We start from the raw sequence: 14,920 nt of genomic DNA, 5'->3' as shown, positions 1-14,920 counted from the left end.
TCCCGGAAGACCATCCGCCGGGAAATCGATCAGGCCAAGGCGACACCTCGTAAAGCTGGATGTCGCCTTACGGCTCCTGTGAACTGTCCTTCAACAGACGGGGAGCTCGTCGGCTGGCGGCAAAAACATCACCTTCAGCCCGAGGGGCTGCATGATGGCCACCGAGATGGCCGCCACGACCAGCAGCACCGAGATCCGCCATGAGGGTCGTCCACCATTGATCTTGCTGGCGGTGCCGAGCGCAGCGACCACGAGGATGGACAACACTGCTGCGAAGAATGCGGCGATGGGCACAATGGTCGCCACGATCATCCCGATGCCGGGCAGAGCGGTCAGGGCCGCAAGTGCCATGCGCGCCGGTCGTGAAGCTGGCATAGACTTGAGCAACGGCGCGGTCCGCGGCGACCGGGCTGCAATTCCGAAGGCGGTGGCGAGAAGCGTGGCGCCAATCAGTGCTTCCAGAATGTATGTGAGTACGGGCATCGAAGATACTCCAATAGGAAGCTAACGGATAGGAAATCCGTCAGCCGGTTAGGGTCGGTAGGAGGCTATCTATTTAGGAAAAAGAGAAGGCTAGATAAGGTCTTCGAGATTCTTCTCGACGCGCTTGAGGGCTTTCATGAAATCGCTTCGTTCCGCGTCCGAAAAGCCTTTGAACATCTGCTTCACGAGAGCATCTCCAGCCGAACAGAATTCGTCTGAAGCACACAATAGTCTCGCCTGAGGCGACATGTGAATCGTCTTGATCCGGGCATCAGATAGATCTGTCCGGCGTTCCACGTGGCCTTCCCGCTCGAGCACATCGAGGATATTCGACAAGGTGGGCGAGGCCACAGCGAGGCGTTGCTGCAGCTCGCGATGCGGCAGACCGTCGTGATGCATCAGCAGCTGCAACACGTCGAATTGCGCGCTGGTCAGGTTGAACTGCCGCACCGTGCGGTCCAGCGCATGCCGCAGTGCAAGGTATGCTTTTTTCAGCTCGAGAGTGGGGTGCGACATGTCAGTAGGATGCTACTGAATTGATCGGGCGTCAAGCAGGAAATGCACAATGAACACTTCGAGGTGAACCCTCATCATGGCGCCGCAGGCTCGATGCTGGGGATCTTCAGAACAATCACCTCGCCGCTACTGCGCGCTATGGCGAAGATCGAGCGTTCCGAGCTTCGGTCCCACGCCCAGGCCTGCCCCTCGATTGGCGCTGACAGCGTGGCGATGTGCTCCAGCACAGGCCCCTGGCGGGGGATGCGCATGACGTAGATCTCGGGCGCGTCATGGCCCGTCAGGTAGAGCAGACCGTCAGGGCCGAAGCTGCCGCCCGATACACTGTGCGGCGCAAGCCGTTCGAGCAGGCTGTCGGGTAGCGCATATCCTCCCACTTCCGCCCAGCTGTCGTTCAACAGCACGATCCGCGTGTCGCGATGGGTCCTGCCGAGGTGGCTTCGGGGCGGGTCATAATTGGCCAGCATCGCCCACCATACGCCGCCGCGGCGCTCCACCCAGGTGAGCGACCCATCGCGCACGCCCAGCGGTACCGAACGCACATGCTCCATGGTGCGCGTATCGAAGATCTCGACCGAGCTTGCCATCGGGGTCTGCGGGTAATTGCTATTGGCGCAGACGAGCTCTTTGCCGTCGACAACGCAGCTGTTGAGGTGGCGGATGGCGATGCGATCGCCGACCCATTCAGCAACCTTGACGCCATCGGCCTTGCGATACTTGCCGATCCGGCTGTTGACGATGGCGTAGAAGTGCGCCCCGTCCACGGCAACGCCCTGGCGCGCCTCGGGCGCAGACCAGCGCGCGACAACTTCGGCCGTCAGGCCCTGGGCTGGATGTGGCGGCGATGGGGCGGCGCGCGGCCCAGGAGCCTCGCCCCCTGCGACCTGCGCCGACGAAGGCGCTGCAAGCGCCAACAGCACACCAAGGGCAGGGCTCCGCATCACAGCACCATCGAAGCGCCGAAGCTGAAGGTGCGGCCGTACTGCGCGGATTCCTGCAGCAGATTGCGGTTGGGGCCCGTCAGTTCGATGCGCTGGCTGTCGGTCAGGTTCTCGCCCTCGACGAACAGATCGATATTGGGCGTGATGCGGAAGCGAATCTGCGCATCGAGCGTGCCGCGCCACTTCCAGAACTGGTCCGCGCCGGGAATGGTCTGGTTGATCGTCTCGAGGAAGCCGCCAGTGTAGTTGTAGGCGACCCGCGCCTCCACCGGGCCCTTCTCGTAGAACACCGAGGCGTTGGCCGCCCACTTCGGCTGGAGGAAGAAGCCGAGCTTGCGCGGCCCGGCGGTGGTCAGAACCTCGAGATCGCTGTCGATGTAGGTGCCGTTGAGGTTGATCCCCAGCCCGTCGAAGGGTTCGGGCAGGAAGGTCAGCGACTGCTGCACCGCCGCCTCGATGCCGAAGATCGTCGCCGACTGGGCGTTGTCGGGCTGCGAAACCTCGACCTGCTCGGGGCCGCGGCCGATGCCGAGATCGAGCGTCTCGATCGAGGTGAGGGTGAAGATCTCGTTCTTGATGTCCTTGTAGAACACCCCGATCGAGAACAGCCCGCCATTGCCGGTGTAGTATTCCGCCGAAAGGTCGAGGCCCATCGATTCGCGCGGCTTGAGTCCGGGGTTTCCGCGCGCGAGGGTGGGGATCGACCCGGCGATCACGTTGAGCGTCTCGCGGGCGGTCACGTCGCCGAAGTTGGCTCGGCCGATGGTGTTGGTCCAGGCGGCGCGCAGCACGAAGTCGGGCGCAGCGTTCCAGCGCAGGTGGACGCTGGGCAGGAAGCTGTCGAAGCCGCCATCGGCCCGCGAAGGCGCCGCGACGCCGCCGTTGACCCGCACCGAGGTCGAGCTGACTTCGGTCCGCTCGTAGCGCAGGCCGCCGAGCGCTTCGACATCACCGAACTTGGCGCGCGCCTGGAGGAAGCCGCCGTAGATGTCCTCGGTGACGGTGAAGTCGCCGTTGACGTTGTTGGTCGCGGCGGTGAAGGCGCCGCGGTTGGCATTGAAGAAGGCCAGCGCCTTGTTGCGGTCGATCGCGAGGTCGAAGCGCTTGCCGCCGATCACCCTGAGCGGCTTGCGGACGAAGGCGTCGGCCAGCGTGTACGTCACTCCCGAGCCCGCTGCGAGGCTGTAGGTGGTTTGGTCCTGGTTGCGCACGTGATCGGTGCGGCGGAAGATACCTCCCGCCTTCAGCTCGACCTCGGCGTCCTCGATGTCGAGGTCGTAGGTGAAGTTCAGCCGCCCCTCGTAGATGTCCTGATTGGTCGTGTTGAGGCTCTCGGTGCGGCTGAGGAAGGGGTGGAGGGCCGGATTGGCGAGGCTCGCGGGGGTGATCGGCGCGAACTCGAAGAAGAAGTCGGTGGTGTCGTAGTTGAATCCGAAGGCCGCGCTGCTCGCCGAGCGGAAGGTCTCGCCGCGCCCTACTTCCTTGCCCTCGGCGCCCGAATAGACCGCGTCGAAGTCGACCCGCAGCCGCTCGCTCGCCTCGAAACGCGCATTGTACTGGACGTTCCAGATCGCCTGGGTGGTGGTCGGCAGGTTGAGGTTGATGACGTTGCGCGCGTTCGCGAAGGTGCCGCTCGTCGCGGTCTGGTTGGTGACGTTGCCGACCTGTTCGAGCCGGTTCTCGTCGCGCGTCTCGTTGTCCTTGAAGCGGTTGTAGGTGCCGAACAGGCGCATGTAGACGCCCGGGTTAGGCTGCCATTCGAGCGCCAGCGCGCCGCCGATCCGCTCGCGCACGTTGTTGTAGAGGAACAGGCGTTCCTGCACGGGCACGGGAATGCCGTTCCCCTGGCCGAGATCCACCGGCGCCCCGGCCGCGGTGTATTCGCGGAAGCTCGGCGTCGCAGTTTCGAACTGGGTGATGTCGTAGTTGCGCAGCGAGTAGTTGACCTGGCCGACGATGCCGAACTGCTGGTCGGGGCCGAAGCGAGTTCCGCCCTGTGCGTTCGCCCGCCAGCTGATCTTCTCGCTGGCGATGTCGTCGGCCTGTTCGAGGAGGGTGTAGGCGGCCGTGGCGTTGAGGAACGGCTCGTCGCTGTCGAAGGCGCTGCGGGTGACGATGTTGATGATCCCGCCGATCGCATTGGGATCCATCTCGGGCGTGATCGTCTTGTACACCTCGAGCCGCTGCGCGAAGTTCGACGGCACGGTGTCGAGCGGGACGGTGCGCGAACCGCCGTTGTCGCCGGTGGCGACGATCGCGCCGTTGATCTGGGTGCGGTTATAGGTCGGCGGAAGCCCGCGGATCGAGGGGAAGCGCGGCTCGTTCTGGTCCTCCTGGACCGACACGCCCGGGATGCGGCGCAGCGCGGCGGCGGTATTCTGGTCTGGCAGCCGACCGATATCGTCGGAGACGATCGAGTCCGAAACGATGAAGGCGTCGCGCTTGGCCTGGACTGCTGCAAGCTCACCCTTGCGGAAGCCGGTCACGACGATTTCCTGCTCGCTCTCGCTTGGCGGAGGTGCCACCTGATCGTCAGCATTGCCGTTGTGGGCAAGCGCCGAAACGGGAACAAGGACGAGCGCCGAGGCGCTCAGGAGCCAGGCAGACTTAAGCATGATTTTCCCCACACGTTGCGTCGAGAGCGACAGCGTCGAGAGGGCGAGGTAGGGTCGAAATGTGTCGCAGTGTTTGCCGATCGGCGTCAGCTTTGGGACACCCGCGCTTTTCGAAGGCATGGTCATTCCAGATCAGCGGTTCCGCCTTCCAGCGAGCCCGATCCCAGAGCCCTCTGGCAATTCCGGAAAGGACGGCACCGGGCTTATGGCTGCTTCGTATCAGAGCCCGCGCAGCGGCAAACATGGCGGTTGCCACCTTGGATAGTGCAGCCTTTGGCACGTCAGGTTTGGCTGATTTCGCCAAGGCCAGCCGTTTCCACGAGCCAAAACGAGCGGCAGCTAAGTCCCAAAGTCCGTCATTCAAACACATCAGCAATCCACGCTTACCTACGTCCTTTTCCCCTGCCCCACCCCCTGCAACTCCAGCGCTCGCTTCGCCAAAGCACGGAGTTCACCGTCCGGGCCGACGTAGCGATACGCGGTCGCTTTCGAGATGCCGAACTCGGCGACGAAATCGAGGACGACTTTCTCGCGCTTGCGCATGGCCCTCTGGAGCAGGCGGATCTTCTTTGGGGTCAGCTCGTGTGGGCGCCCGCAGTGCTTGCCCCTTGCCTGTGCCGCGGCGATGCCAGCCCTCGTACGCTCGACAATCAACTCTCGCTCGAATTCGGCCAGCGCCGCGAATATCCCGAACATGAGGCGGCCGCTGGCGGTGGTGGTGTCGATCATCGCCCCTTCGCCGGTGAGAACTTTCAGACCGATGCCCCTGGCGGTCAGCTCACCGACGGTGTTGACCAGATGGCGAAGGCTGCGCCCGAGCCGGTCGAGCTTCCAGATCACCAGCGTGTCCCCTGGCGCCAATGCGGCGAGGCATGCATCCAGCCCCGGCCTGCTGTCGCGAGCACCCGAGATGCTGTCCTGATAGATCCGCTTGGGATCAACGCCTGCGGCGATCAGCGCATCGTGCTGCAGGTGATGGACCTGCCTGCCATCGGCCTTCGATACGCGGGTGTATCCGATCATGGAGACGTTTTCGGCCATCTAGGCCCTCCTTCCTGAGCCAGTCGTGCATTCTGATGCCAAGGGGGCGCAGAAATGTGCGGGGGGTTCAAGCCGAGCCGAGACGATAGGTACACAAGTAACTGATTCAATGAGGCAATCTGGCAAGACGTTTTCCGTCTCAGAACCCTCCGCTTGTATAGCGCCAGCAACTAGTGCAGCCGCCAAAATTTCGCGTTCACGGCTCACAGACCGCTGTTCAGCCACCGTTGGCAATATTGGCAGTGTCCAGTGCTCCCATTCCAAAAAGGGAAGGTCCACCGTTCATGCGGCCGCCTTTCCGGATGCCGTGCCCGAAAAGCCGAAAAGCCGACCAATCCTGAAGTGTGACTTGTGCGCCATCCACCGAGACAGCTCGAAATGGCGTACCCATCAAGTCGAAAGAGCAAGCCACGACCCGGCAACCGACGCCGCGAAGATCTCCCGCTGTGACCGGCTCGTGCCGTACGAAATCATCATCGATGCCTGCGAGGACGGCTCACTGGTCCCATCGGGTTTCAGGTACTTCAAGCGCCCCTCAAACAGGAAGACCCACGCACCGCGCTGGAGGGCTTTGTGCAATGCCGCTGCGTCGGTTTTCGCATTGCTGAGACAGAGCAGTGTATCGATTTTGCCCTTCTCCCACTCGGCATTGACCTTAGTGAGCCATTGGGACGCGCGGCTGTAAGGCGGATTGACGAAGACAAGGCGTCCCTCCCATTCTTCATTGAGGCCGTCTCCGCCGATCTCCTTCTTTATCTGATTGGCGGCCCTCATAGGGCTGTTGGAATGCGCACAGGGGTCAAGGTCGACAGTGCCGAAGGCAGACTGGATCGCCTGGACGATCGACGGAGGCGTGAAGCGAGAATCCTTGTCATGTGCGTCCTGCGTCGACGGACTAGCTCGGCGGCGGTAATGCGGTTCCAAGGTATTGAGGACGATCAGCAAGTCCTTGACGTCGACCTTGCCCATCTCGAGGTCGGCGACGCGTTGGATGCAAAGACCCGTCCGGGCAGCCAGCTTTTCGATGGTCCATTTCTTCGCCTGACGGGTCGCTGTCAGGCGGGCGTGCAGCATCGTCCCACGTTTGATTGCTGTGAGATCGATCTTGAGGCTGTCCATCACCCGGGCGAGGTGTTCGACCTTGCCACCTCCAGCTTCAATGTCGTGGATGTCTTTCGCAGAGCAGCCAGCATAGACGGCGAGCTCATCGGGAGAAAGCAAGTTGGCGATGCGCGCGTGTTTGACTTCCGCGCAAAGATCGAAGGGCGCATACTTGACAGCCGCGCGCTGAGCGGGATCGCACAGGGCGGCTTTCGCAATAGTCTTGGGGGGCATTGATCCGGCCTCTTGTCGAAGACCGCGCAGTTAAGTTGCGCATAAGGCGCACCTCTCCAGTCGGTCCAGGTTGTAGGGATTGCCGAATCTGCGGCGCAAAGCCCGCTCTCGGCCGGAACGCCCACAAGAGGCTCGATCAGCCCAGCCAGGCTGGACATATGGACGCGTTCGGTCGGGATATGGCCACCGGGCCAATTGCGTTCAAGAGCTTATCTTCTTAGCGATGCCACACGACGTCGAATAGGGTTAGACCGGCGGCCACCGTCTCTGGTTTGGGAGTATAGGTGCATAGAAGGCGCGAAGCTTTAGCGCGCTCTTCCCCTTGCGTCCTCGATAACTCGCCACGCGCGGTACGCCGCGAACAGCGCCTTTCGCTCATCGGCCGGGCAGAACTTGCGGACATACAGCGCCCACAATGCCTGCGCCTGAAGCGCCGCAAGCCGCTGTAGGCGCAGCGGGAGCAAAGTGGAGTCGGAGAGCTGGATCGCGATATCCGCAGCGGCTTCGCGCAGCTGCGCGCCGGATGTATGCAGAGGCAAGAGTGTGATATCCGGACGCTGGCGCAGGACCAGTTCGGCATCGCTGGGAAAGAGGTCGCCGCTCCTGTGTGCTCTCAGCCGCCGCTGGACAGGGGAGACCGTGTGCCAGACCAGCAGTTCGCTGGCCTGAGGTAAACGCTCGGCCAGACCGCCGATGATTTCGACGCGGGTATGGGTCGCATCGAAGAAAGCGTGGTGAAGGGCGAAGCGGACCTCCGCTTCACCCGAACGGGTCGCTGAGAACAATGCAAGCGAACTGATCAGGGAACGCGGTCGGTGCTCGGGCCGGGTGCGGGTAATCACCAACGCGGACAAGATATCCGGATGAACGAACTGGGACATGGGTCAGCCTCATCGATGGAAAGGCAGAGAGGATGGGATGGCAGAACGCAAAGCAGGCGGTGCTTTCGAGGAGCACCGCCTGCCTGCAGGGACGTGTGAGCCGGGTTGGACAGGGTGAAGGCGAGGCTCTGCCAAAGGCCTCTCGCCCGGCCTGCTCCCGGCTAGCTGTCGCGGGGATCGGCGATCGTCAGTTGCAGCAGAAGCTCGGTGAGCTGCATCGCGCCGCCCCTGAGCACGAGCTCCGCCCAATGATCCCAGCGATGGAGCCGGAGCGTGAGCCAGGCAAACATCCGATCGCGCGCCGCCTCGTTGGCGAATTGCATCGACCAGATGACGCGCGTGAACGGCATAGGCCCGCCAAGCGCCAGGCCCACGAGCTTGATGCCGGGACTTTTCACGATCTCCTCACGGATGAAGCGGAAGCGCAGGTGCTCGCGCGCGAACGCTTCCTGCGCCGCGAACACCCGCTCCCGCTCCTCCGCGTCGGTTGCCGGATCGTCGGGGTGTGCGCGAGGAATATCCGCGACCCCGACCGGGATCACAGGCGCCCTCGGCGACTGGGTGAGTTCGAGCATGTGGAGCACTGCCCTTCCCTCGACCGTGAGCATGCCGCGATCGGTCAGCCGCTCGGTCTCGCATTGCAGCAGGAAATGCCGGGTCGCGTCACGGTCTCCGGCGAAGACGTCGATCGCGAGTTCCTCGATCCCTGCACAGCGCCGCTCGATGGCACACAGGACCGCGAGCAAGCGCCGCATGGTCTGCTCGAGCTTGTATGGCGAGACGACGTGCATGCGCATTCGGTGGACGTAGAAGTAGTGGTGCAGGCTTGGCCACTTGCGGCCGCCCTCATCTCTCACGGTGCTGTAATCGGGCTCGTGCTGCAGCCAGTAGCCCCACGGCAAGGTCGGCTCGCGCCTGTAATCATGCTCAGGCTTGCTCATCGGTTCCTCCCTTCTTCTTGAGGAACTTTGGGACTTGCCGCGACAGATCGCCTGAGGAAGCGCCGCCATCCCGGTGTCGATCCTGGATGGCCCGCGTCGAGCCGCCGTCCGCGGCCGGATCGGTTGCGGGCTTCCGGTTCCCCTCCCGATCCGGGGGCGGCGCGAGCCCAGTGGGCGGGGGAGCGATCACATGCGAGGTCCGTTCCGCAAGCGCGTGCAGCTGGCTCGCCAGGCTAACGACTTCGGTGAACACATAGGCGAGATCGCGATATACTCGTTCATCGTCGCCACGGGGAAAGGTCGCCGGATTGTTCGGCCGAAGATCGCCAGGTCGGTCGGTGGAGAACCCGAGCCACCAGGCCATATTGTCCGGCTGAAACTTCGGTTCGGCGGTCGGACTGCGGCCAGACCGAGCCCGGCTTTCGGCAAGCGGATCAGGCTCTCGCATGAGGTCGACAGGCCGACCGGGATGATCCACGTGGCAGATCCGGAGCGCTGCCGCAGGCGTGCCGGCGAACCGATCGTCGCAGTATTGGCTGTAGGTGAGGCCGCGATGCGGGTTGAGCACCAGCGAGGCGGGGATCGCATCATGTCGGAACCCCCAAAGAGGGTGCCCGAATGGCACGGCGACATAGCCAGAGAGGGCTCCGGTGTGTTGGCGCAGGATCAGGCACGAGTAGCCGGTAGCCGCATCGGTCCAGCCCAGCCTGTCCGGCTCACCGGTCCAGGGGCCGCGGCTGTGCGGATGACGTTCCGGGATGCGCCAGATCTGCTCGGGCACGATCTCGCTTCCCGCGATCGGGAAGATCCGCGGAAGGGCGAGCTCGTGCGGCTCGGTAGAGCCGTCGGGCATGGCTGGCTTGCGGCCGCGGCTATGGGTAGGTTTGGTGGACTTGGGCATTGATGTTTCCTTCGGATACAAGAAAGCCGCAGTGTCCTCGCGGGACCTGCGGCGGATGAGCTCCCCCAGCGAGAGCGACGATGGCGCGTGGGATTCTCTGCCGGTGCGTTTGCGCAAGGCGCGACGGCGGGTCAGGGAATGATCAGGTCATGGGGTTCTCCTGTTCTTGTTGGGCTGATCCGAGTTCCAGACTGGGACAGCGTGTCGCTCAGCCCGCGCGGTAGATCGCGCCGGACAGCCGCGACTCTGCAAGCCGCGCGCGCGCCCAGGGCGCGAAGGTGTTGCGCACGAAGGCGCTTCGCGGCATCGCCTTGCTCGCTGCTTCCGCGATGGCGGCGATGCTCCGCTGCCGGTGGCACGTGACCGCTCCACTTGCGGCGAGGTGCTGAAGCGCAATCACGCAGGTCGTCAGCACGTCGGCGAGGCACTGGTCGCGGACCTTCTCCCATTCTTCGCGTTCCACCAATGGACCGACCTCCTTCGCCGCGGCCGGCTTGCACGGCACCTTGATGGCAGCGGCGAACTCGGGCAGGTGAGGAAACCGCGCGCTCCCCGAAACAGCGCGGCATAGATCGAGCCGGTGTCGGCTATGCGGGTGGGGATCCAGAAGCTGCGGCGGCAGCAGCAGACCAGCAGCGGCCGCAACGCGGCGCAGCACAGCCAAGTCCTTCGACTCCCCTCCCCAAGTGATCAGCCGCGCGCCGGGGTGAAGCTCGAGGACGCCGAAGAGGCGCGCGGCGATCTCGGCCTCGTTAGCCTCGTCATTCGCAAGCGTGGTGACCTCCTCGACGACGGGAACCTCGGCCGACGGATCGAACCGAAGGATCATCCAGCTGGCACAGGCGATCGCGTGGAACGGCCAGCGGATGTCCTTTTCGGCACCCGCCCCTTCGGCAACCTTGTAGCCCTCATAAGCGTCGCGATCATATGCGAACTCAAGATCGACGACGATGAGCCGCAGGGGGCGCGGCCCCTTGCCTTCTTCCACCTGTGAGCGCGCTTCGAACTGACGGGCCTCCAGCATCAGCGCCGTCTCGAAGTCGAGAGCTGCGACAGGCTCGGCGCATTTGTTCGCGCTATCGGCGAAGGCGGTCGCGGATTTGGCTTTGATGTCATTGGTCATGATACGGGTTCCTCAGATGCAGCAAGGCCCGCCAGTGGCGGGCCTTTGCTGAGTGGTTTTCGATGATGAGATGATTGGGTGATGGACTGGGCTAACCGCTCAGCGGTGCCGGTCTCGCGCGGTCATGGGGGTGAGGCGGGGCTGCGGCAGATTTTCGCGCGCGAACCACAGCTGTTCGGGCTCCACCGCCTCGGGCAGCACTTCGCGCCACCATACCTTGCGGAGCGGGTGGGCATCCCAGGAATAGCCGCGCGCGCGCAGGACATCCCTTTTCGAGAATGGCGCTCCCACCGCCTCGAGCTTGAAGGTCTGTCGATCGCTGGCGGTCATCAGACGTTGAAGATACGTGCGCTCGGCCGTGCTCGCGGAATCGTCATCATCCCTGTGCCGATCAGGGCGTGATTGGATCAACAGCCAGAACAGCGCCCAAACGTCCGCCGGCGCGCGGTGCGCGTGCGAGAACCAGCCATGTTGTTGCAGCAGAAACGGTTGACTGCGCCCTTCGAAGCCGAGTTCCTGCCAAGGCACCTCGACGCAAGAACAGGCCCAAGGCTTGCAAGCGAGATCAGGCCAGCGCTTTGAAATCCATGCGGCATCGAACCTGGCGTTGTGGGCGCACAGCAGGTCGGCACGATCGAGCAGGCGCCTGACCACTTCATCATCGATTGCCTTTCCCGCCAGATCGCAATCGCGAAGCCCGGTGAGCCTAGTGATCCTCTCGTCCAACGGATGCCCAGAGTCCTCTTGCCAGCTGAAAATGGGGAAGTGGCCAAGCAGGCTTCCGTCATCATCAACCCATAGCAGCATAATCGCGATTTCGATGATGCTGCCGGATTGCGGATCGAGGGACGAGGTCTCGACATCGAGCAGCGCGATGCATCGGCCCTCCGGCGGCGCACCGGCCCCGGGCATGGATGCATAGGGCTGTGGCAGTGCCCGCAGGACGCGGTAGTCGGGAAAGTCGGCGAGCCGCTCGGCGAGCGCTTCGCTGACCGGATCGAGATGTGAATGTGATCTGTTCATGGGATGGTTTCTCCAGTGGGTTGGCGAAACCGGCGAGGCGAAGGCCGAGCCCTTAGGACTCTACCTTTTCCTTTCACCCTGCCGGTTCCACCGGCAGGCCCCTCTTCCCTTCCTCCTTCTTCTGTTCAGGAACTTCCCGCTTGTACGCGCGCCGGTGCAGCTGCGCGCCCCAACGCACGGCGCGGTGGCGCTTTTCCATTTGCGGCGGCAAAAAAAGACCTGCCGCCTTAGCGCCGAGGTGCCCCCTGCCAGCTTGCCGAACTTGTGGTCCGTGCGCCTGTCCATGCGCCTCGATCAGTCGCCCTTATCTTTGCTACTGCCGCCCGGGCCCTTCGCCCACGGCGTTCCATCCAGCAAATCATCGGGTGAGGATTTCGCATTTGCCTCCTTCGAAGGCTCAGCCCGAACCCTTTCTGGGCCTGCCGGGGCCTCGCTTCTGGGGTGAGTGACGCTCCGAGGGATTTGCTAGGCCGGTCTCGGGCGCGACATCGTCGCACGGCACCGGCTGTTCATCGGCAGCGAGCCCGCTCAGACCGCCAAGCGTCTTCAGGAGCTTATCATACTGATCCTGCACCGCCTGAAGCTTGGCCTTCTCCTGGCTGAGTTCGCCCCTGGTCGCTGCAAGTTCGCTCGCCAGCTGGTCCCGCTCGTCGGTTACGGTGCGGCACCGTTCCTCGGCATCATCAAGCTTGTGCTGGAGCTCATCGCGCTCGACTTCGAGGCTATCGTACCGGTCGGACCATTTATCGATCTCCCGCTCATGAATCTCGCCATCCTCAGCGCGGTACTTGCCGGTGAGGCCGCGGAGCAGTCGACGCAGGCTCTCGCAGGTAACGTCCAGCGCTTCATCCAGCTCGGGCGGCGCTTTCGCAATAAAGGGCACGCCTTCGGAAATCCGCCGCTCCTTCCAGTTTTCGAGCGCGGCCTTGATCAGGTCATTGCCCTTAGCCCAGCCAATGGCTTTGGCCACCTGATTGGCAATGACCTTCTCGATATCATAGTTGTATTCTTTGAGGAGTGCGTCGGCCGCCCGATCGACCGCGTCCTGCGTTGTCACCTTCGCCATGACCTCACCTTTCACCACACTTAAGCGAATGAAGCGACAGTCGCCGTATTCGCTCTTTTTGCACTATTCGCCAATTGAGTGAAATCCAATTGGTAATGCGACACCTGTTCCAAAGTGCTTCACTTTATGCAGCCCTCCAGTTCCCTTCGTACCGATTAAAATTCGGATCAAGTAAGTCACTAAACGCCATTATAGACCTGCTCTGGCATATATGAATCCTCATCGAATTCTTCCAGAAGTGGGTGAGAAAATTCTCGCATGCAGCTTCTTTCGCCTCGCAAATTCAGAATTTGTTTCATTTGGTAGCTGCCGTATCTCTGCTCTGTAAGTGTCCGAGAAGCGCCCTTTCGTCCGTCTCAGCAACTCTGCGTCATCACCGCGCATCGTCTTGAAGATCTGTTCGCGATATTCGTCGGCAATCTTCGCGGCCTTCTGCGCCGTCCTGTTGTTCTTGGCATGCTCTTCTTCGAAAACCTTGCGGCCATGGCGCTCCGATGCGACGAAGATCTCGTTCGCGATCAGGTTGGCAAGCTCGGGCTGTTGCGCCCGCGCAGTCTTCCAGGCCCGGACATCAGGACGCTGGTCGAGATCGAACTTGAAGCGATCGGGACGCAGCCGTGCGACAAGCAGCAAGCGATGGAAGCTGGGATCGCCTTTCTGGTGCTCCCAGAACGCCTCGGCCCAGCGATCGCCTTCTCTGCTTGCCTTCAACTGGCCGTCTGCGATGGTGACCCTGCCACTGAGCACGGCCGCCGCGATCCAGCGTCGCTCTTCGATCTGAATGGCTTCGATCGCCTTGAGGCGCTCCTGGACGTTGGGCAGAACCGCGAACCGCGGCTTGTCGGCAAACGTTTCCATAAGCACGGGATCGTCAAGGAACCGGATGCCGTCAACGTCGAAGCGTGACGGCACAAGCTTGAGCCTGTCGCGGTCGAGGTGATCAAGTCGGAGTGATGCCTTGCCGGCGATGTTCGGAGGGGGAGCCGGTGCGGTTCCACGATCAGTATCGGCTGCGTTTCTATCGCGATACTCGGTAAGGCGCGCAGACGTATGGTTCCGTGCGATTTTTGCTCGTTCTTGCCGATCCTGCTGCACTGCCAGGCGTGATCGGCGACGTGTTGCGAAGCTCGTGTGCCAATCGTTGGCGCGCGACAGGATGCTCCGGAGGCTACCGTTCCGGATCTTGTCGTGATGATCTTTGGAGACAGCTCCGAGCCGCTCAGGGCCAACGCTCAGCCCGATCTCGGCGGCGATCCTCGCAAGGCTCTCGCGAATACGCTGGCGTGCGACAATACGGATTTCCATGAACTTGGCCCGCGCCAGTGCAAGCGCATCGATCCGCGCCGAGCGTCTGGCCGAGATGATCTGGATCGTTCGCTGGCGTTCGACAAATGCGAGCTGTTGGTCCCGATAGTAGCGAGTTTCAGCGGCGACACGTTGCCGGGTGTAGAGCTTCTCCAGATGCTCCTCGGCCTGCTTGCGTTTCTCTTCGGATTCAGATCCCTGCCTAACAGGCCCCCACACGAACGCCGCGATGTCCGTCGCTGGAAGCGGCGTAGGCGACCCCGCTCTGGCTGAGGTTAGCTTCGACGGCGTGACGGCATGAGGCCGTGCCGCTTTGACTGCGCTCAGCTCATTCTGATGGGCAGCCTTGCGTTTACGGCGCGCCTGGTTGACCCCGTCACCCTTCTCCGCATTGCGAAGAGCTGCATAAGCTTGCTTGTATTGCGTTTCGAGGTGTTCGGTGAGCGCCTTGAACTCGGAAAGCTCCTCGTTGCGGCTTGACTGATCCACCGTCTCGTCGACCGCATTGTAGCGCGGCATGACAAAGGCGCGGACATGCAGGTCGGGCGACGGCGGCGAGTAGCCGTCTGAACGCAGTCGCTTTGATAACTTGCCCAAAGCTGCATTCGAATAGGCTGTGCCGGCCCTACGGCGCAGGCCATCGCATTGCGACCATGGATCGTGTCCCACGGCGTGGTGTAGCTTATTGGAGCTCCCGCCGATTTCGGCATCAGTCTGAGCCGATCATGCGCCGGGTACAGCCGAGAGCA

Annotated in this window: 13 protein-coding genes; all 13 read right to left on the bottom strand. The window is 62.7% G+C overall.

What is annotated here, in order from left to right:
- Positions 1 to 90: 90 nt before the first annotated feature.
- The 13 genes from C0V72_RS14920 to C0V72_RS14860 all read right to left on the bottom strand — a co-directional run bounded on the left by C0V72_RS14920 (position 91) and on the right by C0V72_RS14860 (position 14,690).
- The gene (locus tag C0V72_RS14920) at positions 91 to 351 is read right to left on the bottom strand and encodes a hypothetical protein (protein WP_143704625.1); all 261 of its coding nucleotides are present in this window, start codon (positions 349 to 351) and stop codon (positions 91 to 93) included.
- A gap of 222 nt (positions 352 to 573) precedes the next feature.
- Positions 574 to 999: a MarR family winged helix-turn-helix transcriptional regulator gene (locus C0V72_RS14915; RefSeq protein ID WP_101794934.1), complete on the bottom strand. Its 426-nt coding sequence runs from the start codon at positions 997 to 999 to the stop codon at positions 574 to 576.
- Between the two features lie 74 nt (positions 1,000 to 1,073).
- A complete protein-coding gene (locus C0V72_RS14910; RefSeq protein WP_101794933.1) occupies positions 1,074 to 1,940 on the bottom strand; it encodes a hypothetical protein in 867 nt (288 codons plus the stop codon).
- Positions 1,940 to 4,681 carry a TonB-dependent receptor gene (locus C0V72_RS14905; RefSeq protein WP_101794932.1) on the bottom strand — a complete coding sequence of 914 codons (2,742 nt, stop codon included), beginning with the start codon at positions 4,679 to 4,681 and terminating at the stop codon, positions 1,940 to 1,942. The genes C0V72_RS14910 and C0V72_RS14905 overlap by 1 nt, the downstream gene beginning before the upstream one ends.
- Before the next feature lie 261 nt (positions 4,682 to 4,942).
- A complete protein-coding gene (locus C0V72_RS14900) occupies positions 4,943 to 5,596 on the bottom strand; it encodes a recombinase family protein (RefSeq protein WP_101794931.1) in 654 nt (217 codons plus the stop codon).
- A 390-nt stretch (positions 5,597 to 5,986) separates the two neighbouring features.
- A complete protein-coding gene (locus tag C0V72_RS14895) occupies positions 5,987 to 6,931 on the bottom strand; it encodes a DNA N-6-adenine-methyltransferase (protein WP_101794930.1) in 945 nt (314 codons plus the stop codon).
- 305 nt (positions 6,932 to 7,236) lie between these two features.
- Positions 7,237 to 7,812 (bottom strand): hypothetical protein, encoded by a 576-nt coding sequence (locus C0V72_RS14890; protein WP_101794929.1) that lies wholly within the window; start codon positions 7,810 to 7,812, stop codon positions 7,237 to 7,239.
- 161 nt (positions 7,813 to 7,973) lie between these two features.
- Positions 7,974 to 8,753, bottom strand: coding sequence for a hypothetical protein (locus tag C0V72_RS14885; protein ID WP_101794928.1), 780 nt, complete (start codon positions 8,751 to 8,753; stop codon positions 7,974 to 7,976).
- Positions 8,740 to 9,654 carry a hypothetical protein gene (locus C0V72_RS14880; protein ID WP_101794927.1) on the bottom strand — a complete coding sequence of 305 codons (915 nt, stop codon included), beginning with the start codon at positions 9,652 to 9,654 and terminating at the stop codon, positions 8,740 to 8,742. Before C0V72_RS14880 ends, C0V72_RS14885 begins: the two co-directional genes overlap by 14 nt.
- A gap of 208 nt (positions 9,655 to 9,862) precedes the next feature.
- Positions 9,863 to 10,777, bottom strand: a complete 915-nt coding sequence (locus C0V72_RS14875; protein ID WP_101794926.1) for a hypothetical protein — start codon at positions 10,775 to 10,777, stop codon at positions 9,863 to 9,865.
- A 99-nt stretch (positions 10,778 to 10,876) separates the two neighbouring features.
- On the bottom strand, positions 10,877 to 11,800 hold the full coding sequence (locus C0V72_RS14870) for a 3'-5' exonuclease (RefSeq protein ID WP_101794925.1): 924 nt from the start codon (positions 11,798 to 11,800) through the stop codon (positions 10,877 to 10,879).
- Positions 11,801 to 12,197: 397 nt separating this feature from the next.
- On the bottom strand, positions 12,198 to 12,866 hold the full coding sequence (locus C0V72_RS14865; RefSeq protein WP_101794924.1) for a hypothetical protein: 669 nt from the start codon (positions 12,864 to 12,866) through the stop codon (positions 12,198 to 12,200).
- Positions 12,867 to 13,085: 219 nt separating this feature from the next.
- Positions 13,086 to 14,690 (bottom strand): LPD7 domain-containing protein, encoded by a 1,605-nt coding sequence (locus C0V72_RS14860; RefSeq protein ID WP_101794923.1) that lies wholly within the window; start codon positions 14,688 to 14,690, stop codon positions 13,086 to 13,088.
- Positions 14,691 to 14,920: the final 230 nt, after the last annotated feature.

It is taken from the genome of Porphyrobacter sp. TH134 (genome assembly GCF_002855495.1).
GTDB lineage: Bacteria > Pseudomonadota > Alphaproteobacteria > Sphingomonadales > Sphingomonadaceae > Erythrobacter.
The sequence above is the reverse complement of the archived record's forward strand: the minus strand, read 5'-3'. Positions and strand labels throughout refer to the sequence as shown.

Bases quoted from the DNA above. Each gene is read 5' to 3' on its own strand.
- C0V72_RS14920 (WP_143704625.1), bottom strand. From the start codon at position 351: ATGGCACTTGCGGCCCTGACCGCTCTGCCCGGCATCGGGATGATCGTG.
- C0V72_RS14915 (WP_101794934.1), bottom strand. From the start codon at position 999: ATGTCGCACCCCACTCTCGAGCTGAAAAAAGCATACCTTGCACTGCGG.
- C0V72_RS14910 (WP_101794933.1), bottom strand. From the start codon at position 1,940: ATGCGGAGCCCTGCCCTTGGTGTGCTGTTGGCGCTTGCAGCGCCTTCG.
- C0V72_RS14905 (WP_101794932.1), bottom strand. From the start codon at position 4,681: ATGACCATGCCTTCGAAAAGCGCGGGTGTCCCAAAGCTGACGCCGATC.
- C0V72_RS14900 (WP_101794931.1), bottom strand. From the start codon at position 5,596: ATGGCCGAAAACGTCTCCATGATCGGATACACCCGCGTATCGAAGGCC.
- C0V72_RS14895 (WP_101794930.1), bottom strand. From the start codon at position 6,931: ATGCCCCCCAAGACTATTGCGAAAGCCGCCCTGTGCGATCCCGCTCAG.
- C0V72_RS14890 (WP_101794929.1), bottom strand. From the start codon at position 7,812: ATGTCCCAGTTCGTTCATCCGGATATCTTGTCCGCGTTGGTGATTACC.
- C0V72_RS14885 (WP_101794928.1), bottom strand. From the start codon at position 8,753: ATGAGCAAGCCTGAGCATGATTACAGGCGCGAGCCGACCTTGCCGTGG.
- C0V72_RS14880 (WP_101794927.1), bottom strand. From the start codon at position 9,654: ATGCCCAAGTCCACCAAACCTACCCATAGCCGCGGCCGCAAGCCAGCC.
- C0V72_RS14875 (WP_101794926.1), bottom strand. From the start codon at position 10,777: ATGACCAATGACATCAAAGCCAAATCCGCGACCGCCTTCGCCGATAGC.
- C0V72_RS14870 (WP_101794925.1), bottom strand. From the start codon at position 11,800: ATGAACAGATCACATTCACATCTCGATCCGGTCAGCGAAGCGCTCGCC.
- C0V72_RS14865 (WP_101794924.1), bottom strand. From the start codon at position 12,866: ATGGCGAAGGTGACAACGCAGGACGCGGTCGATCGGGCGGCCGACGCA.
- C0V72_RS14860 (WP_101794923.1), bottom strand. From the start codon at position 14,690: ATGCCGCGCTACAATGCGGTCGACGAGACGGTGGATCAGTCAAGCCGC.